This window comes from Halogeometricum borinquense DSM 11551 (genome assembly GCF_000172995.2).
GTDB lineage: Archaea > Halobacteriota > Halobacteria > Halobacteriales > Haloferacaceae > Halogeometricum > Halogeometricum borinquense.
This window is the reverse complement of sequence record NC_014735.1, coordinates 96,379-118,410: the sequence shown is the minus strand read 5'-3', so window position 1 is coordinate 118,410 and position 22,032 is coordinate 96,379. Positions and strand designations below refer to the sequence as shown.

20 protein-coding genes and 1 pseudogene are annotated in these 22,032 nt (G+C 58.7%); 7 read left to right on the top strand and 14 right to left on the bottom strand.

Annotation, left to right across the window (positions count from 1 at the left end; all coding sequences use genetic code 11):
- The first annotated feature begins 195 nt into the window (after positions 1–195).
- Entirely contained in the window at positions 196–1,413 is a 1,218-nt protein-coding gene (locus HBOR_RS14840) for a CBS domain-containing protein (RefSeq protein ID WP_006056019.1), read from the top strand.
- A gap of 47 nt (positions 1,414–1,460) precedes the next feature.
- Here HBOR_RS14840 and HBOR_RS14835 read toward each other — a convergent pair whose 3' ends face one another.
- The 4 genes from HBOR_RS14835 to HBOR_RS14820 form a co-directional block, all read right to left on the bottom strand.
- Complete coding sequence (locus HBOR_RS14835; RefSeq protein WP_006056020.1) at positions 1,461–2,378, bottom strand: sodium:calcium antiporter; 918 nt, start codon at positions 2,376–2,378, stop codon at positions 1,461–1,463.
- Positions 2,379–2,450: 72 nt separating this feature from the next.
- A complete protein-coding gene (locus tag HBOR_RS14830; protein WP_006056021.1) occupies positions 2,451–3,065 on the bottom strand; it encodes a plastocyanin/azurin family copper-binding protein in 615 nt (204 codons plus the stop codon).
- A gap of 64 nt (positions 3,066–3,129) precedes the next feature.
- On the bottom strand, positions 3,130–3,915 hold the full coding sequence (locus HBOR_RS14825) for a universal stress protein (protein WP_006056022.1): 786 nt from the start codon (positions 3,913–3,915) through the stop codon (positions 3,130–3,132).
- Positions 3,916–3,917: 2 nt separating this feature from the next.
- Complete coding sequence (locus HBOR_RS14820; protein WP_006056023.1) at positions 3,918–5,348, bottom strand: APC family permease; 1,431 nt, start codon at positions 5,346–5,348, stop codon at positions 3,918–3,920.
- A 143-nt stretch (positions 5,349–5,491) separates the two neighbouring features.
- Between HBOR_RS14820 and HBOR_RS20085 the strand changes: the two genes are divergently transcribed.
- The 4 genes and pseudogenes from HBOR_RS20085 to HBOR_RS14805 all read left to right on the top strand — a co-directional run bounded on the left by HBOR_RS20085 (position 5,492) and on the right by HBOR_RS14805 (position 7,507).
- Entirely contained in the window at positions 5,492–5,665 is a 174-nt protein-coding gene (locus HBOR_RS20085; protein WP_006056024.1) for a DUF7560 family zinc ribbon protein, read from the top strand.
- Positions 5,666–5,785: 120 nt separating this feature from the next.
- Positions 5,786–6,236, top strand: a pseudogene (locus HBOR_RS14815) (pyridoxamine 5'-phosphate oxidase family protein).
- An 80-nt stretch (positions 6,237–6,316) separates the two neighbouring features.
- Positions 6,317–6,952 carry a DNA-binding protein gene (locus HBOR_RS14810; protein WP_006056026.1) on the top strand — a complete coding sequence of 212 codons (636 nt, stop codon included), beginning with the start codon at positions 6,317–6,319 and terminating at the stop codon, positions 6,950–6,952.
- A 129-nt stretch (positions 6,953–7,081) separates the two neighbouring features.
- Entirely contained in the window at positions 7,082–7,507 is a 426-nt protein-coding gene (locus HBOR_RS14805) for a winged helix-turn-helix domain-containing protein (RefSeq protein ID WP_006056027.1), read from the top strand.
- A gap of 52 nt (positions 7,508–7,559) precedes the next feature.
- On the opposite strand, the gene HBOR_RS14800 is transcribed toward HBOR_RS14805, so the two are convergent.
- Positions 7,560–8,456 carry a universal stress protein gene (locus tag HBOR_RS14800; protein WP_006056028.1) on the bottom strand — a complete coding sequence of 299 codons (897 nt, stop codon included), beginning with the start codon at positions 8,454–8,456 and terminating at the stop codon, positions 7,560–7,562.
- Positions 8,457–8,656: 200 nt separating this feature from the next.
- Here HBOR_RS14800 and HBOR_RS14795 point away from each other — a divergent pair, with 200 nt between their 5' ends.
- The gene (locus HBOR_RS14795) at positions 8,657–10,510 is read left to right on the top strand and encodes a cation:proton antiporter (protein ID WP_006056029.1); all 1,854 of its coding nucleotides are present in this window, start codon (positions 8,657–8,659) and stop codon (positions 10,508–10,510) included.
- A gap of 62 nt (positions 10,511–10,572) precedes the next feature.
- Here the strand turns inward: HBOR_RS14795 and HBOR_RS14790 are convergent, their stop codons facing one another.
- Entirely contained in the window at positions 10,573–10,995 is a 423-nt protein-coding gene (locus tag HBOR_RS14790; RefSeq protein WP_013446566.1) for a CBS domain-containing protein, read from the bottom strand.
- 384 nt (positions 10,996–11,379) lie between these two features.
- Positions 11,380–12,507: an RNA ligase gene (locus HBOR_RS14785; RefSeq protein ID WP_006056031.1), complete on the bottom strand. Its 1,128-nt coding sequence runs from the start codon at positions 12,505–12,507 to the stop codon at positions 11,380–11,382.
- Between the two features lie 113 nt (positions 12,508–12,620).
- Here HBOR_RS14785 and HBOR_RS14780 point away from each other — a divergent pair, with 113 nt between their 5' ends.
- Complete coding sequence (locus HBOR_RS14780; RefSeq protein WP_006056032.1) at positions 12,621–13,313, top strand: RNA ligase partner protein; 693 nt, start codon at positions 12,621–12,623, stop codon at positions 13,311–13,313.
- A 4-nt stretch (positions 13,314–13,317) separates the two neighbouring features.
- Here the strand turns inward: HBOR_RS14780 and HBOR_RS20080 are convergent, their stop codons facing one another.
- The 7 genes from HBOR_RS20080 to HBOR_RS14755 form a co-directional block, all read right to left on the bottom strand.
- A complete protein-coding gene (locus HBOR_RS20080; protein WP_006056033.1) occupies positions 13,318–13,491 on the bottom strand; it encodes a hypothetical protein in 174 nt (57 codons plus the stop codon).
- Positions 13,492–13,564: 73 nt separating this feature from the next.
- The gene (locus tag HBOR_RS14775) at positions 13,565–14,887 is read right to left on the bottom strand and encodes an NRAMP family divalent metal transporter (RefSeq protein WP_006056034.1); all 1,323 of its coding nucleotides are present in this window, start codon (positions 14,885–14,887) and stop codon (positions 13,565–13,567) included.
- A 39-nt stretch (positions 14,888–14,926) separates the two neighbouring features.
- Positions 14,927–15,052 (bottom strand): hypothetical protein, encoded by a 126-nt coding sequence (locus HBOR_RS20495; protein ID WP_006056035.1) that lies wholly within the window; start codon positions 15,050–15,052, stop codon positions 14,927–14,929.
- Positions 15,052–16,632 carry a sodium:solute symporter family transporter gene (locus tag HBOR_RS14770; RefSeq protein WP_006056036.1) on the bottom strand — a complete coding sequence of 527 codons (1,581 nt, stop codon included), beginning with the start codon at positions 16,630–16,632 and terminating at the stop codon, positions 15,052–15,054. The genes HBOR_RS20495 and HBOR_RS14770 overlap by 1 nt, the downstream gene beginning before the upstream one ends.
- The gene (locus tag HBOR_RS14765; RefSeq protein WP_006056037.1) at positions 16,632–17,399 is read right to left on the bottom strand and encodes a TenA family protein; all 768 of its coding nucleotides are present in this window, start codon (positions 17,397–17,399) and stop codon (positions 16,632–16,634) included. The genes HBOR_RS14770 and HBOR_RS14765 overlap by 1 nt, the downstream gene beginning before the upstream one ends.
- On the bottom strand, positions 17,396–18,061 hold the full coding sequence (gene tenA / locus HBOR_RS14760) for a thiaminase II (RefSeq protein ID WP_006056038.1): 666 nt from the start codon (positions 18,059–18,061) through the stop codon (positions 17,396–17,398). Before tenA ends, HBOR_RS14765 begins: the two co-directional genes overlap by 4 nt.
- A gap of 155 nt (positions 18,062–18,216) precedes the next feature.
- On the bottom strand, positions 18,217–21,648 hold the full coding sequence (locus HBOR_RS14755; RefSeq protein ID WP_241432394.1) for an Ig-like domain-containing protein: 3,432 nt from the start codon (positions 21,646–21,648) through the stop codon (positions 18,217–18,219).
- Positions 21,649–22,032 lie beyond the last annotated feature (384 nt).

Sequence of the window (22,032 nt, the reverse complement as noted above, 5' to 3'; positions counted from 1 at the left end):
ATAGATAGCACATCTCTCCAGAATTGATGTGTGATATATCTACAATTCTAGTTCTGGTTGATACACTTCGTTCGGTATCAGTTGTTGAGAATAACCCGCTGATACTTGACCGACACCGGCGAAGCTACATCTGTCGGGCGTACTGCCCACCGGCCGTGCATCGTTCGTGACCGAAATCGGAACCCAAAAACACTCATGGAAATACTTGATATCGTCTCGGAAGAGTACGAAGCAGTTAGTCCGGAGACGCGAGTCTCCAAACTCGTCGGCGTGTTCGACGATCCCACCGTCAAAGGCGTCCTCGTACAGGACACCCAGTTTGAGGGGGTCGTCACCAGACGACAACTCGCCACTTCCCGGCACCCTCCCGACCAGAAAGTCGGCTCGCTTGTCTGGCACGTACCTCGACTTGCACCCGACGAGGACGTTCGCAAGGTCGCACGGCTCATGATCGACAGCGACTCGCAACTCCTCCCCGTCTTCGAGGGGGACGACGTGGTCGGCGTTGTCAGCGCTGACGACATCCTCGAAGCGGTCCAACCGTTTCTGGACGTCGCCACCGTCGGCGATGTCTACACTGACGAACTCGTCTCGGTCGAGTCGGAAACGACGGCAGGTGAAGCGGTTACCCGTTTCCGGGAGCACCACATTACTCACCTCCCGGTTGTCGAGGACGACGCGGCTGTCGGCATTCTCAGTCTCTACGATATGGTGGACCTCACCGTACACTCCGGGACGCAGAGCCAAGGCGGTGACGCGACTGGCGCGGATGCATTCGGCGGTGGTGGCACTGCCGGCCGGACGCACCGCGGCGGGTACGGTGCCCGAGAAGGAGAACTTGCGCGCTTGTTCGATCTTCCGGTCCGCGACGTGATGGTGTCGCCTGTTCGGACGATTCGACCGGACGAAACGCTCGAAACGGCCGTCGAGGCGATGTTCGAAACTGATGGGTCCTCGCTCGTCGTCGTCGAGGACGATTGTCCCGTCGGTATCGTCACGAAGACCGATATCCTCGACTCGCTCACGTGGGAGACGGGCGGCAACCGTGCGGTCCAGGTCTACGGGACCGACCTGTTAGGCGATGTGAGTTACGACGACATCGTGTCGATGGTCGAGGCGTTCGACGACAAGGACCACGGGATGAACGTGTTGGACGCCAAAGTCCATCTCCACGAACACGACGAGAAACGTCGCGGGACGCCGCTCGTACTCGCCCGTATCCGCTTGTACACTGACAGCGGACTGTACATCGCTTCGGGGGAGGGATACGGTGCAAGACAGGCTCTCAATGAAGCCTGCGACATCGTTGAGCGGCAGATACGCGACGAGAAGACCTATGGCCGAAGCAAGAAGCATCCGGACGAGGCGTTCTGGGAGAAGCGCTTCGGCTGGATTCTCGAAGAAGCGGCGTAATCGAGGCGTCTCCGGTCTCGTTTTGCGCCATCTCTGTTTTTTGCCGTTCAGAGGACAATAAACGACGGAAGATACAGCAGGAGACACCCGATAGCGCTCCGTCGGTCGATACCCCGCCGCCAGTACAACACCGCGATGACGATGAGCGAGACGAACAGCATGTAGCTGACCGACATTGTTACCGATTCCGGGTCGCTCAGCGTTACGTCCGCAACGAGTGCACCGATTCCCAGCGAGAACACTGGATCGGTAATGTTGCTTCCGAGAAGTGAGCCGACAGAGATACCACTTCGGCCGCTTCGCGCTGCGATTCCTGCGACGACTATCTCCGGAGCAGTCGTCCCCAACCCAGTGAGGATACCCACCACGTACGGCGGTATCCCAAGGAGTGTGGCCAGAGCCACTCCGTTCGTTACCATGACTTGTCCGCCGCCGACAACGAGAAGGAGGCCGAAGAGTACCCACGGTACCGTCCGTTTCGGCGGTTCCTGCTCTTCGATCACTTCCTCAGTTATCTCCTCGCCACCCTCGTTTGAGTACAGGTCGTGGATGAAGATTGCGTAGGCTAACATCATGAGGATGCCCTCAGAGCGGGTGATCCCGTCTTCGAGCGTGAGTATCATGATAATCATCGAGAGCAGCATCGCACCGCCGTAGACCAGTACGTTCTTTCGTTCAGCGACTATCGGCGAAATGAGAGCGACAATTCCGATTCCCAGCGTGATCTGCGCTGTCTCCGATCCGACGATGTTCCCGACAACGAGGTCACCAGCCCCGTAGTACGCCGCGTACAGAGAGGTCGTCATTTCCGGAATCGATGTCCCGATGGAGACGACGGTGACGCCAACGAAGAAGTTCGAGACGCCGTAGTAAAGCGCAAGTTCGGCGGCCGACCGGACCGTTCGGTCGGCCCCGACGAGAAGGATGCCCAATCCGACGACGAATCCGCCTAGTTCGAGAATCATCCGTCACGATTGACTGAATCCGAGGCGTACACTGTACTCGTTGCAGACGGCTTCATCGTTCACGGCGCGGTGCTACTGGTTTTCGTCTCCAGTTGGGATCTCGTAGTCGCCGCCGTACTTCAAGAAGAAGTACGTGAGACCGACGACACTCGTCAGAGCGATGGTCGTTGCGATGGCGAGCGTCTTAGCCGAATCGGGTACCTGTGGGGCGGCGGGACCGCCGTTTTCCTCGGCCGCACCACCCGGTGTGACGGTCACGCTCCCGACCATTCCGACTGTTTCGTGCGGGATACAGAAGTATTCGAACGTTCCTTCGGTCTCGAACGTGTGTTCGTACGACTCACCACCGGCAATGTCACCGCTTTCGGGGTCACCTGCGGAGTATGCGCTTCTCGCGGCGTCTTCGGAGTCGAATCCCCCGGAGGCAAAGTAGTCGGCACCCTCCGGAATGTCGTCTTCGTACGCCGTGACCGAGTGACCGATGGACCCCACGTTCTCCCAAACCACAGTATCGCCCGGTGCAATAGTAATCGCGTCCGGTTCGAATACCAAGCCGTCGGTCATTTCGACCGTGTGTTGCTGTCCCTCCTGTGCCGCCGCGGTCCCTGTTGCGGCACTCAGTGCGGCCGCTCCGACGACAGTCCCGGCGAATTCGCGCCGAGGAACACCGTTCGAAGTTCTTCCCATGCGTGTCCATAGCACGCACGGAGAAATAATATCTGAGGTGTTTCCGATCCGACGAATGTTCGGTTCACGATTCATCGTTCGCCGTCTCGGCGTCGTCCTCCTCGGCAGTTAATGCAGGGAGTCGCCGCACGACAAGGATGGGTGCGAGCGTTCGCTCTGCCATTCGCTCCGATGGTTCTCCGAATACGAGTTCGCGGACCGTCGGGCGACTCTCACCGAGAACGACGAGGTCGCTGTCCTCCGATGCGACGTCGCTGAGCAGTTGTACCGGCGCATCGCTCACGGCCACTTCACGCTCGATATCATCGGTCGCCACGCCCTTCTCCGAGAGTATTCGGGCCGTTTTGTCGAGGAGTTGCTCACCCGCCGCGCGTTCGTCTTCCGACGTCGCGACGTGAAACAGCGTCACCGTCACGTCAGTCCCTGTCGCCAGCGCCGACGTGAGTTCGGCGATTCGTTCCGTGTTGATGCCCTCACTGAGGGCGACGAAGATTCGCTCGACGCTTGGGGCGGGGTTGAGTAGGAGTATCGCATCCGCTTTTTCTTCCACCGCGATACGTTCGAACGTCTGGGTCGCGTCTCCTGTGAAGACGACTCTCGCTTCGACGTCGCCTCCTGCGTTCCGGAACGCTTCTGCCACGTCGTCTAACTCCGAACGCGCCTGCTCGCCGAACTGGGTCCGTGCCTGCTCTGGCGCGGTCTGTTCGGGAATGACGTGGTAGCCGAGCAGCACCACCGAAACTGACGATAGCACGTCCATAAGCGCGGCCGGTACCTGTTCTCCTTCGAGGATTCGGACGGGAACGAGTACGGTCAGTTCTTCGCCTGCTATGATGGCGTCTTCAGTCATCGTTATAGCACCCCTTGTAATTCGACGTCGGCGGCATAGAACCGTTGCCACACCGCGGCCGCGACTATCACGGCCACACCGATTGCCTGTGAGCGCGGTTGCATGAGTACGAGGAGGCTGAAACTAGTCACTGCGCCGAGAATCGGCAATACCGGATAGCCCGGAATCCGATAGTCCGGATCGTACCAGTCGGGTGAGCGTCGTCGAAGGATGACGAGTGTAACGCACATCAGTCCGTACATCAGGAGGTGGAGAAACGACGCCACCTCAGCTAACACTTCGACGGGGCCGAACAGGACGAGAAACAGGACTGGTCCGCCCGCGAGCGATAACGCGATGTGCGGCGTGTTGTACTTCCGATTGAGGGTTCCGGCCTTTGCAGGTACGAGTGCGTCACGGCTGAGGGCGTACAGTGCCCGTGATGAACTCAGGATCGACGCGTTCGCACTCGAAACCGTCGCTAACAACCCCGCCACGAGAATCGTGACGGCACCGCCGATGCCGACGAAACTTCGTGCGACTTCGACCAGCGCAGTCTCTCCGTACGTCGCCAACTGCGCGCTTCCGAACGCGCTGGTTGCCACGAGTATGGTCACGACGTTAAGCACCGCGACTAACACCACTGAACCGATCATCGCAAGTGGCAGGTTCCGACTGGGTCGTTTAATGTCGCCCGCCACTGTCGCCACCTGTGCGAAGCCGAGATACGCGGTGAACACGAACGCCGTCGTCGTTAGGATGGGGAAGACGCCGAACGGCGCGAACGCCTCGGGAACCGTCTCGCGTCCGAAGAAGCCGAGCGAGTCGAGTCCGCCGTAGACGAGAAAGAGCGTCAGGATTCCGAGTAAGAGACCGACGATACTGTTCTGTAGTTTTGCTGTATTCTCGGTCCCGGCGATGCTCGCGCCCGTCAGACCCACGCCGACGAGAACGGCCAAAGCGGGGGCGACAGTTCCGACATCGATTTCCAGACCGATCTCGGCCAGTATCGCGGCGGCGTACTGACCGAACCCAACGAGATAGAACGCCGACGCGAAAATGAGGCCCAACCAGAGACTCAGTCCAACGACGGCACCGTATGGATTGCCTATCCCGCGGGAGATAAAGTAGTATCCACCGCCGCTCTGAGGCATCGCTGTCGCTAACTCGGAGGTTGGCAGAGCTACGAGAAGGGCGACGACCGCACCGAGTGCGAACGAGAGGGCGGCCCCGGGACCAGCGCGTCCGGCGGCGAGTCCGGGGAAGACGAAGATGCCCGCTCCGATCATCGTTCCCACGCCGATGGCGACACCGCCGCGTAACCCGATTGTTCGTTCGAGTTCGACTTCGTCTTCGTATATTGTCACTTCGTCTGTGGTCTCGGCCACCGAACCCGGAGATCCCTCGCTCGGCTGTTCTAACTCCGACGGCGGGTCAGTCTCGGTGTCGCTCATTCACATTTCGTTTGTGTCTGTATCCGTATATTATCACCTGCTCAGTGTCATCCGATGACGTTCGGCAATACACTCATATGCGGTGTTCTCACGTGGTCGGAAATATAGGACGCCATTTATTACTGGACAACACAGTATCACACATGATGAGCCGTGAAACCAAGGAGGAGTACACCTTCACCTGTCCGGAGTGTGACGAAGCATTAGAGGTGAACGGCTCGATGAAAGACGCGCTCATCGAGCGTGGCTGCGTCATCTGCGGTGCAGGTGTGACAACTGATGCGTTCACGAATCCCACTTCTGCGAACTCTTCGTAACCTTCTCAGACCTCAGACCCCACTAACGGCGCGATAGCGGGAGCGAGTCGCTCGTTCTCGATGTCACAGTCGTCCACAGACAGGTATTAGTGTGCTTCTCCTCTCTCGTCGTACGAGAATATGACGTTGGATACGGAGTCCGGATTGTCCCGAGAGGAAACGGACGCCCTCCTCAGCCGTCACGAGACGGGTGTGTTGGCGTTAGCGCGCGAGGACGAACCGTACTCGATTCCTATCTCTTACGGGTACGATCCGGAGACGCGGCGGTTCTATCTTCGACTCGTCTCAACGCCTGAAAGCGAGAAACGGAAGTTCTTGGCTTCTTCACCCGCTCGCGCGAATTGTTGTGTACGAAGAATCCGAACCAGTCTATCGGAGCGCTGTCGCAATCGGGACGCTCGAAGAGATACCGCGGGACGAACTGACCGTCGAACACATCGAACAGTACGGCAAGGCCAAGCGCCCCTTGTTCGAGATCTGGGGGGAGTCAAAGCGTGATTTGGACGTTCAACTCTATCAACTCGAACCGGACGAACTGAGCGGTCGTCGGATCGAAGTCGACCGAGAGTAGTTCCCTGTCCGATGTGCTGTACGCTTCGGACGCGACACCTGTAGCTTCAAGTACTGCCTTCCTAAACTTCCCACGCGTCAATGCCCCCCGGAATCCGCGCGACAGTGGCGTTTACGACACCCGACCTCTGTCCCATCGTCGAACTCTCGGACGCCGCGGAGATAACTGTTGATTCGGTGGCGACGAACGTTCCGGCGTCAGACTGCGGGGAGTGTGTCACTGAATTCTCTGCGGATGCGGACGCTGATTCTGAGACTGATCTCACGCCGATATTCTCCCACGGGCCGACGAACCGGTATCGGTTTACTCACGATGACGGCGTGAACTGCCCGTGTGAGTGTCTCGGCCAGTTCGGCTGTCCGGTCGCCCGTTATGTCGCACAGGACGGACATCTGACGCTTGTGTTCCACGCCGCGGATTACGAGGAGCTTCGGTCTGTCGTCGCTGAGCTTCGTGACAGATTCCCCGATGTCGATATCAAGCGGTTCGTCCGGTCACCAGCGGTCGAGCAGTCCCAAGACAGCGTCTTCGTGGATCGGAGTAAACTCACGACTCGACAGCTCGAAGTTCTCCAAACCGCCTACGACATGGGCTACTTCGAACGTCCTCGTCGGGCAAACGCGACGGAGATTGCCGCCGAACTCGATATCAATCCATCGACGCTTACTGAACATCTCGCGGCGGCTGAATCGAAGCTTCTCGAAGATATTCTGTAGCGGTTCGAAGAGATGACGCAGCCCGCCAGTTCGTGTCTCTCTCCGACGGTGCTTATAAACCTCCCCAGATATTGGGGCTGTTCGTTACTCCCTATAGCCTCCTTCTAATTATGTATGAGTCAGTCACCGATGGTCCAGTCGGCCGCCCGATTTGCTAACCGTCAATCTGCCGAAAGCGAGACTGTCGTCCGAAACGAGGATGCGGTTCAGGACCTCCTTGATGCGTTCAACGATGCCGGTTGCCGCGCTATCCTTGATGCCACTAGCGGCGAAGCGCTCTCCGCGAGCGAAGTTTCGGAGGCGTGTGATCTTCCGCTCTCGACCACGTACCGGAAACTCGACCAACTCACTGACGCAGGATTACTCGAAGAACGGACGCGGATTCGCCGCTCTGGTAAGCACGCTAGCGAGTACGCGCGGTTAGTCGAGGATATGGTTATCTCGCTCGATGAGTGTGGGGAGATGGAACTCCGCGTTTCCCTTCGGGAGGACACTGAACAGTTGTCTGCGGCCACTCTGCCGGGTGTACACGCTGGTGCCGGGAGTCGGAACTAGTGGGTACAATCGCTGAAAAAACGGTTTCGTACGCTTTTCTCTGAATTCGGTTTCAGTCGTCCTGTTCGTCTCTCGCGTTGACCGCTAAGACGGGTACGTCTGATTGTCGGATGATCCGTTCGGTCGTGCTTCCCAAGAGATACCGGTTGAGACCCGTTCGACCGGCCGTCCCCATCGCTATCAGGCTGATGTCGTTCTCGTTTGCGTAGTCGAGGAGGGTCTTCGCCGGGAACCCTTCACGAACTTCGGTGACTGCTTCGAGACCGCGCTCGCGGGCCTGAGAGGCAATCTCCTCAGTCACCGTTTCTCCCTCGGATTCCAACTGTCCTATCACTTCACTTGGAAGCGTATACGTCGGACTGGCCGATACGTTGCCAACATCGACGATATTCACCGCGTGGACGCGCGCACCGGATTTTTCGGCGATAGCGAGGCCGTGTTCGACGGCCGCGCTCGCCGGTTCGCTCCCATCGGTCGGAATGAGAACCTCGTCGTAATCTTCGGCGACCTGACTTTGGTCAGTCGAACGGACTGTGAGAACCGGTATGTCGGCAAGGCGGACGACGCGCTCGGTCACGCTTCCGGCGATGTAGCGTCTGAGTCCCGTTCGTCCGTGAGTTCCCATGACGAGCGCGTCCACACCATGCTCGGCCGCGTACTCCAGAATCTCCTCGTCTGGACGGCCTTTGAGTACCGCCGTCTGTATCGACTCTGTTTCATCGATGACGGCTGCAGCCTCCTCGATGGTACGTTCGCCTTTCGCTTTCAGGCGGGAGACGAACTCCTCATCGACACCGCCAGCGTCGAACACACCGCCCGCTGCCTGTACATCGACGACGTTGACGATGTGTACCGTCGCGTCAAATAGCCGGGCGAGGTACTGTCCGTGTTCGGCGGCGCGGACCGCGTGTTCGCTGCCGTCCGTCGGGATGAGTATGGTCTCGTACATGCCTGCTCTTAGTGTCAATCCAACGCGTTCGGGTATAAACGTCGGCGGTCTTCCTCACGCCATAAGAACGCTCTCCGCCCTCTCAGTGCTAGTGCCGAACTGTATCTGACAACCGAGTGTCACGCTCGAAGCCACACAGACGCCACTATCATCTGGTAGTTAATTATAGCATTGGGTAATGCAAACACAGCACTGAATCCGTGGCCGCTACCTCTGAACTCATCGTTATCGTCGTTACGATCTTGGGACTGGGAGTCGCCGCTCAAGTCATCGCAGACAGATTGCGGGTTCCGAGTGTGATGTTCCTCATTCTCGCGGGCATCGCTGTTGGCCCGGAGGGACTCGGTGTTATCACTCCGGCTGTCTTCGGCGATGGACTTCCGGCGATCGTTGGGCTGAGCGTCGCCATTATCGTCTTCGAGGGAGCATTTCATCTAAATTTCGAGCGTTTGCGTGAAGCACCACGAGAGACGTTCCGACTTGTCACCATTGGCGCGGTCATCTCTCTCATCGGCACTGCAACCGTCGTTCGATTCGCGCTTGATGCATCATGGAGCGTCGCCTTCTTGATCGGATCACTTCTGATCGCAACCGGACCGACGGTCATCACGCCGATCATGAACGTCGTCCCCGTTCGTAACCGCGTCGCTACCACGCTCGAAACCGAAGGCGTCGTCAACGACGTCACGGCCGCAATCCTTGCCTTCGTGATGTTCGAATTCGTTTTACTTGAGACGCAAGGATTCCCGACGCTCATCCGTGAATTCGGGATGCGACTTGGAGGCGGAATTCTCGTCGGGAGCGTTGTCGCGGGGATTGTCTGGTATCTCCTCCGGCACGTCAGCCTCTCCGTCGAGAATGCTCCACAGAACGCACGGTTGATAGTCTTGGTTGCATCTCTCGTCATGTACGGAATAGCAGAGATTGTCGCCCCGGAAGCAGGGATTGCTGCTGTTGCAACTGGTGGATTCACCCTCGGTAACGCCGAAATCCCCTACCGAGGTGATATCGAACGCTTCAAAGGCGATATCACCCTCCTCGTGATCTCGTTCGTCTTCATCACGCTTGCATCTCTACTGTCCCTTAGAGATATACTCTCGCTCGGGATCGGAGGGGTGGTGGTAGTCATTGTAGTCGCCGGTGTGATCCGTCCCGCGCTCGTCATACTTTGTACGGTCGGGGATCGCCTGACGTTCGACGAACGGCTCTATATCAGTGCGATCGGCCCACGCGGGATTATCCCAGCCAGTGTCGCCACGCTGTTCGCACTCGAACTGCAGTCGCAAAATCCACAAGCCGCGACAATGCTCGTTGGCACCGTATTCTTAGTGATCGTTTCGACCGTTGTCTTTGAAGGGGGCTTAGCTCGTCATATCGCCCAAGCGCTGGACGTGATTCCAATGCGGACACTCATCATCGGTGGCGGGCGCGTCGGACAAGCCTTGACCGAACGGCTTGAGGAACGCGATGAAGAGGTTCTGATCATCGACAACGATGATCAAACCGTCGAAACCCTCAGAGCGGACGGGTTTTCCGTTCGGCACGGCGACGGGACTCAGCAGGAGGTATTAGAGTCAGCAGGTGCCAATAACGCGAGGGTCGTGGCGGCCGCGACCGGTACCGATGACGTGAACCTGCTGGTCGCCCAACTCGCAAAGAACACGTTCGGAGTAGAGCGCGTCGTTGCCCGCGTGAATCAGCCGGGTAATATTGATGCGTTCGAGGACCTCGATATCGAGCCGATTTCGACGGGTATGTCGGTTGCGTGGTCGATGGATAACGTAATTGAGCGCCCGGCGATTTCTCGCTGGATGACTGAACTGGGCCGAACCGGCGATGTTCAAGAGATCGAAGTCACGAACGTCGCGATTGTCGGCGAGACAATTTCGGAACTTATGGCTGAACTTCCGGAGGACTGCCATCTCGCATTACTGAGTCGGGATGAGACCAATCAGCTCCCGCACCCAGAGGACACGATTGAGCGAGGTGACCACCTGACGTTTATTGGGCGGACGGAAGCAGTCCGTCAAGCGATTGACCACTGTACTGGGTAAGACTCGGACCTTGACGTGTAACCACACTGAGTGAGATTCTAACAGTCGTCCGAATCACCACTTCAGTACGGCGGTGATTCGGCTTCGATAACGTCAGTCAGATTCTGTTGCTCTCTGGCGAAGAGGACGTGCAAGTCGTCAAGCGTGACGATACCTGCCAGCGTCCCGTCGCCGTCTACGACTGGCATCCGCCGGACGCTCGCCTCGCACAGTTCGTCACATAGTTCCATGACACCGGTGTCTGTCGTGACGGTTGTGAGGTCCGATGTCATCACGTCTTCCGCCGTCACTGTCTCAGGATCGGCGCTCTCGGCGAACGGACCAACTGCGAGATCCCGGTCGGTGACGATTCCCGCCGGACGGTTATCCGCTTCGACGACGACGCTCCCGACGTTCTCGTCGCGCATCTGCTGAGCAAGTTCGCTTGCTGCAGTGTCTGGAGTAGCCGTTACTACGTTCTTCCGCATCAGGTCTGATACAGTCATCTCTCCACAGGTGAGATGGCGACCGTCGCGCGCAAATAACAGAGTTGTACTTCTGGGTAGCCGAGAATATGAGTAAGGTTCACATGGTTTGCGGCCTAATCGTAACAGAACAGTCAAATCTATACGATCCTTGGTTAACTCATATCCCATCTGTCTATTTTATTTTCAGAGTAAATTGGGTAGAAAGCGCATATTAGGTCCTATAACACCACTATTCTATCCTTTCTTCATAAATATATAACAAATATATCATCTTTCAAAAACACCACCTATTGTTGTCATAAACTGGCTAAAACAGTGGTGTTCTCGACCGCGGCAAGTCCATCTCGGAGACGAACTACGAGCGTCGGTTTCAGTCCAGAAACTCCGACAGGCGGTACGTCTTTACTCGTTGTACGTTCCACCGTCGAGATAGTACTGCGTGCGTCCCATCGTTGATTCCGCGACTTTCACGAACTCGACAATCCGTTCTCCGTCCTCGCGGCGGTCCGATTCGATTTCGACCGTCAAGGAGTGGTTGCGCAGATGATCGAGGAGCGCATCGATGCTCTCTGAGTCACCCCGAACAGTGTGGCGCTCACCGGCGGTTTTACCTGCTTGAACCTCGCGTATCGTCTCGACTGCGGGAAGCAGCACCGATTCACCGAGGTCGTGCGCCCTGTCTCGCAACCGCTCGTCGTCTTCGTCGAATTCCACCGCCTGAAAGGCTTCTCGGATGACGCGCGAGAAAAAGAAGTCGCGGCCGCGGTCGAACGGAAGCGAGAACGCGTAGACGAGTTCGTCGTGATGGTGAGATTCGGTCGTGTACTTGACCATCTCCGTTCCGTCAGCGGATTTCATCACCACACCCTCCCGTCCGGCGTCATCGAGTTCCGAGATAGCTTCCCGTACTCCCTCGACGACCGCTCCCTGACTGTACCACCCAAATAGGCGTGGTTGGGGAAAACCGTACTCGTCGCAGAGATCACGCCGTGATTCGACCGGGAGTGGTTCGCCGGTCGCGCGGTTGCGGATCCCGAACACTCGGACTGCGTTCGAGTCGATACCCTCGTAGTCGTGCGTCGTGTAGGGTGTCTCCGGGCCGATGAGTTCGGCACACAGCATCATCTTGGGGTAGTCGGCGAAGAACGACGACAGATCGAGGAGGTCGCGGACACGTGACGTCGTGTACGGACAGACGTGCCCGCCTTTGGTGAACGCGAGCGGCTCTCCGACATCGGCGATACGGACGTTGAACCCGTTTAGCTTCTCTTCTGCGACGACCGTCTGATCGTCATCGAAGAAGGCGGCGACGCCGCTATCGAGTACTAACACGCGCGGGATGCTTGGATACCCTCGGACGACGGCGTCGGCCGCTTCGACGACGACGGTCCCGCGTTCGACCCCGTGACGCGCGTCGGACAGTACGTAGTACGTCCGACCGTCGATTGAACGCCGGCTGAAATGTTCGAACAGCTCGTCGGGCGTCTCCGCGGTGGACTCTAGCCGCTCGAAGTATTCACGGTCGTCCATGCTGTAACTGAGGCTCTTGTGAGTCAAAAGGACGAGGGCGAATCCGACGTTTCGCTTTGTCAGTCCGGAGTATCGGGATGATGCCTTTATGGGTTGGTCACGAAGTACGACGTATGTCCAGTGAACTCCCGCGTCAACAGTTCGTCCTCGACACTTCGTTGTTCATCACCGAAGAGATTCGTCGGGAGGACGAATCACTGGAGGAGGCCGTACTCCACCTGCTGGAACTCGTGGCTATGGCACGACTGGAACTCAACATCTCCTGTCATATGCCGCCGTCCATCCACGACGAACTCGCAGCGATGTTGCGTGACAGGGAAGTCGGAGAGGAGGTGTTCACGAAACTCGATACGTGGGTGGTCAGAAAGAGTCCGGACCGCTACGGCGTCACTATCCCCGCAAACATCGTCTACAACTTCGTAGACGAGATGAGCGACCGGGTTGACCGGGGCCTGCGCGTCTCTGAGGAGGCGATTCGAGAGGTCGAACAACTCGATCCGGAGAATCTCGCTGCTACAACTGGCGAAGACGGGACCGAGGCGTACATGACGGAGGCCGACCGCGTTCTCTCGAAGATGCGAGACAAGTATCGTCGGGCGCTTCGGCGGGGCGTTCTCGACTCTCGCGAGGATTTTGACCTGCTCGTCCTCGCTCGCGAGTTGAACGCGGGTGTGGTGACGGAGGACCGAGGAATCATCTCGTGGGCCGACGAGTTCGGACTTCGGTACGTACGGGGCGGCCGGTTCCCGACGCTTCTGGAGGAGTATCTGCGTGAAACCGGGATTGAGGGATATACTCCCGAGTGAGCGATCACAGTATCGCGCGATCTTCGGCCGACTTCGTCGTCTCATCTACGACCGCCAGCAGGTTTTCGTACGGCACGAATGCGACGAACTGATCCTCATCGTACAGTTCGATCCCGTAGTCCGTGTGCGTGTACTCGTCGCACTCGATGCTCCCGGTCTGGATGAGTACTCGATACATCGTTCGTATGTAGCGCGTCCCTCCTTGTGAGTCTTATGCGCAGTGGTACTTCACACCATTTATCCCGACGCCGTCAGGCGACCGACACCTCTTCGCGGACGTACTTTCCGAGGAGAACGACGATTGCGACGCCGAGAATAACGGCGAACGCCAGAACCGCCCCCGACAGGAGTTCGACACCACCGGCGATCTGTCCCCGGACGAAGTTTGCGGCGAGTGCGCCCGAGACGAGCAAGATGCCGACGCCACCGGCGTTTGCGAGCGTCGCGTTCGACTTCGGGACTGCCTCGGAGTTCAGAAGGTACAGCACCACAGCGATAGCGAACGGCGTTCCAACCGTCCCGAGTGCAAGAACGAGGACGAGTTGTCCGATGACCTGCCCTCCGATGAACGCACCGGGTGCGGAGAGAAGGGCGAACGCAGCGAGCAGCGCGCGGTAACGGGAGTCCTCGACGGTCGTCCCCCAGCCGAGTTTGTCCGCGACGACGAACGGCGGAACGATAGTGTTCCCACCGAGCGTCGAAACCGCCGCACCGCCCAGTCCGAGGAGGAACAACCACTTCGCATTTGGTCCGACGAGTGGACCGAGGGCTTGGGCGGCCCCGACCGTCGTCAGGTTCGGATCCGAGAGGACGCTGGCAGCGACGAGGAATATCGAGATGCTGTAGATCCCGAACGCGACGAGCATCGAGGCTATCACGTCGAACGTGGCGAGACCGTAGTCGGATTCGTCCCACCCGCGCGCTCGCATCGTGTACGAGTGCATCGTGATCAGCGTAATATGAACCGCGCCGCCGAGGATGCCCGCGGCGACGAGGGCACCGTTGGACGGGAGTGTCGGGATCAGTCCCTGAACTGCGCTTCCGGCGTCGATGGGGACGATAAACGCCGAGGCGACGAATGCGAGGACAACAGCGGCGACGAGCGCCTTCGCCGCGAGTTCGAGGAAGCGGTAGCCACGCCCAGCAAGCCCGGCGAGAAGGATGACGGCCCAGATCACACCCCAGATTCGGGCGTCGATACCGGTTATCGTCGCCGACACGGAGGCAACCGTTTTCATGATAACCAGTTGTGCCACACCGGCGGCGACGACCACGTCCACCACGAGGATCCACGCCCACGACTCACCGAGATACGACTCGACGAGAGTTACAATACCCTGCCCGGAGAGCAACCCTAGTCGCATCGCAAGATACTGTGCGACTGTCCCGGCGACAGCGGAGAGTAGCACGACCCACAACAGCGAGTAGCCGAAGCCAGCACCGGCGGTGATCAGACTCGCCATCGAGGCCGGCCCGGCGGCGATTGCCCCGGCCACCCACGACGGCCCCATCTCACTCAGATACCCCCGTGCAGTTCCGCTTTGAACACCCGTTTCACCCGTCATTTCGCTCATACCTCGGTGATATTACTTGGAGATAAAAATGTGTTCGTTCTAGTTCCGTACTAATCGAGACGTTCCGCCGGCGAGCGTGTACACCTCGAAGACGAAGACGAGGAAGACGCCGAGGACGCTCCCCCAGAGGAGTATACTGAACATCGTTGGCCCGATTGCGGCCATCACTCGCTCACCTCAGTCGTGTCTTCAGTCTGCAGTTGTCTCCCAGTTTCGGATGCGGTCCCGCCATCCGGAACCGGTTCGTCGAGTCTCCGAATCTCCCGCGAGAGGCGACTCAGGTCGAACTCGTCGGTCGAGAGTCGTGCGGCGGCTAGCGCCAGCACCGTCGAGACGAGGAAGGCGCTGGCGAACGGGAGCAGGTAAGTTGCGTCAGGTGCGGGTAGCGCACCGCCGAGCAGTCCGTCCACCAGCCCGTGAAGCCCGAACGGGAAGGGGAAGAAGGCGCTCCCTACTGCCAGCCCGGTGATACTGCTTGCCAGCGCCCCCGCTCCGGAGAGTCGCCCGGTGAAGAGCCCGTAGACGAGCGGGAAGCCGACGGCGGCCCCGAGTAAGTCGGCGACGAAGAACAAGCGGAGGACGCTCCGCGCACGAAGACTGACGGCGATTGCCGCGACAGCGACGACGACGGTAACTGCGCGTGCGCCGAGTCGCAGCGTTCGGTCGTCCGGGTCGTTGAGCAGTCGGGGGAGATCGGCGGTCACGAGACTCGACAACGCGTTGAACAGCGTGTCTGCCGTACTCATCACAAGCGTGAGCGCGAGCAGGAGGACGCCGAGGACTAACCACTCCCCGAATACGCCTTCGAGTAGCACGAAGAAGGCGATACCGGCGTTGTAGTTCTCGCTTCCGAGTTGCGTCACCACGTCGGCGTTGCCGACGGCGACGACGCCGAGGAGCGTCGCCAACACGAGGATGAGACCGTTTGCGACCGTTGCGGTTCGGAAGCCACGTTCGAGTACGCCTGAATCGGTGGCGGCGTAGATGCGTTGCCACCACGTCTGATTAACGAGTTCCGCGCCGAGGACGGCGAATACGAGCGCGATACCGAACCTAAGCCCGGGGACAAATCCGGGGTCGAGGAGTGTCGCGTTCGCTTCGACGACGCCTTGGTGAATCGCGCCGGGACCGCCAAGCGTCAGTATGACCGCGGCGACGCTGAGGACGAGTAGCGGGAGTATCACCATCGTCTGAATCGTGTCGGTGAAGATACTCGCTCGGAGACCGCCGTAGCCGGTGTACAGAAGGACGAAGCCGCCGACGAGGACCGCCGTCTGCCACTGTGGGATCCCGGCGACGTGATTGAGTGCCAGCGAAATCCCCGTCAGTTCCGCGGCGAGGAACACGAACATGTAGAGAACGCTGACAACGATGACGAAGGCGTACATCGCGCCACCGTACCGCGCGTAGGCGTACTCGGTGAGCGAGTGTCCTTCCGGAATCAACTCCCGAATCCGCGGGCCGAGACGCGAGTACGCGAGCATTGGTACCGCCTCACCGATTCCGTAACCGATGACGGCCGCAATGCCGTATAGCGCCCCCGCCTCGGGGGCTGACAGTAGAATCCAGACGCCCATGACCGAGGCGATGAGGGTGGCGCTCATCTGCCCCTCGCCGGTCGCGTTCCGGGCGGTGATGAGGTCTTCGACGGATTCGACTTTCCCGCGTGAGAACCAGACACCGATCCCGGTGAAGATGACGAGCGTGGCGACTGTGAGGGCGAGCGCGATAGTTGAACTCACCATTACTTCTCACCTCCGGGCACGTCCGCGTCGCCCGTCGCGCTCTTGCCGTCTGAGTCATATGCCGCGTCGAAGAACGCGACTTCCAACGATGCCGTGCGTCGGAACAGTCGTTCGAGGCGTCGTCGTCGCTGCGGTGCGGCGGCGGCCCCTTCCCGGTCGAGTTCGTCGCGCAACCATCCGACAACGGCTTGGAATTCCTCGACGGCGTGGAGTTCTATCCACTCTGCGAGGTAGAACCGCGAGGGCGACTCGTTGGCGACCGCAGTTGCCCACTCCCGGTAAATCCACTCGGCGGGCACGAAGACGGCGAGCGTTTCGGCGTACCCGCCTTCACGTGCGGCCCGTTCGAGCAGGTCCTCCATCGCCATCGTCGTCGGCGTCAGGTCCGGATCGGTGTACGTCTCTGGCGGAACGCCGAGGGCCTCGAACGAACGCTCGAAGTAGTCGTTTTCGTCGGCCGTGAGCGTCCCGAGAAACTCCGTGAGTTGGCTTTTCGCCGCCATCGTCGGTGCATCGCCCACGGCGTGGCCGACGAGACCGACCAGCGTTTCGAGGAACGCGTAATCCTGCACGAGATACCGCCGGAACACTTCGTCGTCGAGTTCGTCAGCACCGAGTTCGCGCGTGAAGCGGTGTGTCGTCGCTGCGTCCCAGTCTGGTTGCGAACGCTCCCGAAGCCAGTCGGTGAACCGGGCTTCGTCCGTCGTCTCGGCGTACGCCTCGAACGTCTCGGGGACGCGCTCCGACGCTGTCTCTTCACGGCTCATATCGACCACTCCTCCTGTCGCCACGCGGCGTCCCAGAATCGGTACTCGTAGCGAGCGGAGGTCTCGAACAGGTTTCGGAACCGTTCACGCTCCGCGTCGCTCCGCCCCACCGCCACGTCGTTCATCAACTCTTTGCACCACGTCGTCAGTTCGGTGAACTCCTCGCCCGCGTACGTTTGTATCCACTCGGCGTACCGGTCGTCGTCGGGCATCCCTTCGGATTCTAGCCGTTTCGCCGTCTCGTTGAATCCCCACATGCACGGCAGGAGAACGGCGACGAGGTCACCGAACGTTCCCGTTGCCGCGACGCGGACGAGGAAGTCGGTGTACGCTCTGGTCGTTGGCGATGCTTCGGTCGCTTCTAACTCCGCCTCCGAGATACCGAACTCCGCGGCGTAGGCGCGGTGAAGATCCATCTCCGTGTTAATGGTCGAATCGAGGAGTTCGGCGAACGTCCCCATTTTGTCGAGGTCCGGCGCCGTCGCCGCCCCGTAGGCGAACACCCGTGAGTAGTCCACCAGATAGACGTAGTCCTGCCTGACCCAGTACTCGAACGGCTCCGTACTGAGAGTGCCTGCTCCCAACTGTTCGACCATCGGATGGGCGACGATGGCGTCCCATACCGGGTCCGCGACCGCTGACAGGTCGTCTGTGAATGCCATAGCCGACTGTATCGACTCCAGCGCAATATACATTAGTAATATAATCGGGTTGTTCCCGTACTCGGACTCATTTGGACGACCAGCTACCGCTCGCAAATTCGCATCTGAGTTCGGATAAAACCGCTTCGGCGTCGAAAAACAAGTTGCTGCTGTCGTTACTCGCGGCGACTCACGAGGAGCGCCGCGGCGAGGAAGGCAACGACAGCGATGGGGATACCGAATCCGGGCGTATCGACGGGTTGGAGCGTTTCCGTGGGCGTCGGTGTGTCAGTTGGCGTTGCCGTTTTCGTGGGCGTTGGCGTATCGGTGGACGTGTCGGTTGTCGTCGTGCTCGTCGACGTTATCGGGGTATCGGTCGGTGTCGGCGTCTCGCCGTCATCGACGACGTTCCCCTCGATGGTGACCTCACCTGCGGGGCCGCCGTCGATGAAGGCATCGAACGTATCGTTTACGCTCTGTTCGCTGAAGTCAACCGTGCTCTCGAACGTTCCATCCTCGGAGACGTAGGCGGTACCCGTCTTCACGAACGGTGGCCGCGTGTCGCCGCTGTCCCGAATCAGAATGTCGATCTGTGTTCCGGGCGCGAGGTTCGTCTCGCCGCCGATGACTTCGTCTGCTGTCGCAGAGACGTTCAGCGGTTCTTCAACCCCGAATTCAGCTTCAACGAGTTCGTACTTGGCCTTCACCGTTTGGTCTTCCTCATCTGCGAGGCCCGTGTCTCCGAAGACGGTAAAGTTGGCGGTCAAACTGTGTTCGGGTTCTACGCTCCGTTCGGTGGTCTCGACTTCGTCCGTGTCCACGATGACGTAGTATGTGTCGTTCTCGCCGTCGGCGACGACGTCCGAGTGACTTCCGTCAAGGACGAATTGATACGGTTCGCGGTTCGGACCCGGGTCAGCTTGCTCGACCGTAAAGGAGATGTCTCCATCGTCGCTGAGTTCGAAGAACGCATCTTCCACGTCGTCGGCTTTTGTTTTGAGTGCGCCTTCGATCCCCGATGCCTTGATGCGATGGACCGCTAAGTCTCCGAACGCAACTTTGTTACTTTTTGTAAGGTTGTTGGTAGTTATTGCCTCGTGAATCTCGTCGGCTGTATCGTAGTTTCTTTGCGACGGTGCAGTCCAACTCTGTATCCACGACGTCTCACGTTCTTGGAGGATGAGCTGTCCAACACCCTGCGAGTCCGACATGTCCGAACTCTCTCCGGCCCTCACTTCGAGCGGGTAACTCGCCCCTTCGAGAAGGCTACTGACCGAGTTCTGCTCGTCTACGTCGGCGTCCGTCACGCTGTCCTCGGAGTTGTTCGTGGAGTAGACAGCATCGCGCTCGCTGTCCGAGAGTTCGCCTTCTAAGCCCGTGACGGCGTAGGTGTTGAACAGGAGTTCGACTCTCCCGTCTTCGTTGCCGTCTTTGACTGTCACGTTGGACCTGAATCCCTTATCGGAATTCCCGATTGCCAACGTCGCTGTGTCGGTATTCCGAATGTCGATTGCAATCTTTGCCACGTCACCGCGGTCTTCGTAGAAGGTTCGGTCACCGGGAATCTCAGCGACTCCGATGCCAGCTTCGGTGACCGTGATGTCTCGGGACTCCTCTTGGACACCGGACTGGTCGTCGGTTACTCTGAGGTTGTACTCTCCGGGATCGAGATCGAGACTCGACGCGTCGAGGCTGAACTCGTACTCCGCCTGTCCGTCGAATCTGCCCGTAATAGTGCTCCCCTTGACGACGTCGCCGTCATCGTCAAGGAGCTCGAGTGTGACCGGTCGGTTACCGTCTTTCGAGGAGACCATCCCTTCGATTGTCTCATCTTCGGTGACGTTTCGGTCGTCGATATCGATGTCGAGAGCAAGGTTACGGAGTATGACTTCGACCTCGACTTCGTCTGCGCCACTTCCGATAGTGATGTCGTAGTCGTCGGTATCTTCGTTGGCCGTATCGAAGATGTAGACGTGGCTGTTGTCGCCGGTCGAACCGGCCTGATAGTCCCCGTTGACGATTTCGACGGGCGTATTAGGAGAGTCTCCGACGACGGCAATTTTCGTTCCGATGTACACGTTCAGATTTCGCTCGGCTTCCGAGACGGTCACCGGTGCGACGACGACCGATTTGTTTCCGGGGTTACTGAGACGGTTCTCCGAGTCCGACGTATCCGTAATATCGTCGGCGAGTCGGATTTTGATATCGCCCGTGTTCACTTGGTTGCCGTCGAGCGTCGCAACGTACCGACCACCGGTGTGATCGATACTGGCGGCGTACCCGCTGAGCGTTCCTTTCGGGTCGCCGTTGATGTATATCTCTGAGTCTCCGAGGTTCTCGACGGGTTCACTGAACGAGAGTTCGATTTCAGTGTCTCCGTCGCCTTCGTCCTCGTCGTAGTGGGCGCTGGCAAGATACTTGGGGGCCGTGTTATCAGGTACGGCGGTCTCGACAGTCACATCCACGGTAGCGATGTTCGATTCCACTCCTTGGTCGTCTTCAACTTTGTATTTGAACGAGTCATCAGCCACTCTATCGGCCGTGTGCGTGTACGTGATGGTACCGTCACTGTTCACCGTTGTCTCCCCTTCGCTTGGTCCCGAGACCACGATCAGAGAGGAGTTGTCGAAGGTACCATCGTCCACGTCATTGTCGAGGACGGGGACAGTAACGGTCTCTCCTTTGTTGACCGTCGTCGTGTCGTCGTTCGCCGTCGGTGCCGTGTTGGCGACTTCGACGGTCACATCTACGTTGGCGGTGTTCGAGACTTCTCCTTGGTCGTCCGCAACTTCGTACGTGAACGAGTCGTTCGCTTCGCTGTCAGCCGTGTGCGTGTACGTAATGCTACCGTTACTGTGTACCGTCGTCTCCCCTTCACTCGGTTCGGAGACAACGGTCACCGAGGAGGTGTTGAGGCTCCCATCGTCTTCGTCATTATCGAGGACGGGGATAGTGACGCTTTCACCTTTGGTGACTGTCGTCGTGTCGTCGTTCGCCGTCGGTGCCGTGTTGGCGGCCGTTACGCTGGCGGTCGCAGAACGGTAGACTCCCGCACTCGCATCCCAGTACGCGGCGGTAAGTGTATCGCCGGCAGCCACTTTGAGAATCCCGTCGTCCGTGTTGGCGTTCGACTTGGCCGTTCCGATCGTTGCGGTCACCGTCCCGTCACCCGAGAGATCGATGTTCTGCGCTTCCGGTGCGGTGGTGTATGCTATTTCGATCTCTGTGCTGCTGTTCGGCGCGTTTTCGACGGTGACGTTCCCGTCGATGGGGTCGATACTGCTTACGTTGTACGTGGACCCATCCGACGTGTTTGTGACGGTCACTTCGTCGTCGAGATTTCCGTCGAGGTCAGAATCGACGATGGACCTCCCGACGGTGAACGACTTGTTTGTGCCGTCTCCCGTCTTTGTTTCCGCCTCGTTTATCGTCCCGTCACTGTCGCTGAAGTAGACGATTTTCGCGGGGTTCGGATTGTCTGTGTCTTCAACGGTGAAGTTCGCGTCGGTACCGACTTCGACGTCCTCTGCGGGGGCTGTGACCGTTCCGGTGTCGGCCACGGCCGTCCCCGCGAACGTCGCAGTACTAGCGAATACCGACGTTACCACTACTGCTACGAGAAGTAACGTGCGTAACTGATTCGTATTCTTTCTCATTGTCTGTTATGGGGTCGGCAGCGGGTCCGTTCGGCTAGAGACGAGTGTACCGCTGCCGATTGGAGGGAAGCATGTAACACACGTGACGACTATGTTAAGTAGTTTGTGTAACTGAATGACAGTTTAGATGCGCGCTCACTAGTGTAAACAGCATTATTCTTCTTCACTGTCGTAACGAATGGTCAGAATAACAGAATATACCCGGAGTTCGAACCGTTATTTTGACCGAGACTGATCTCAGAACTGAATCCCGAGGTATTACAATTAATTCTATCGAATAGGTTCTATCGCCGAGGTACTACCAATTTTTGATCTTCTCCGTTGTACTTGTATAAG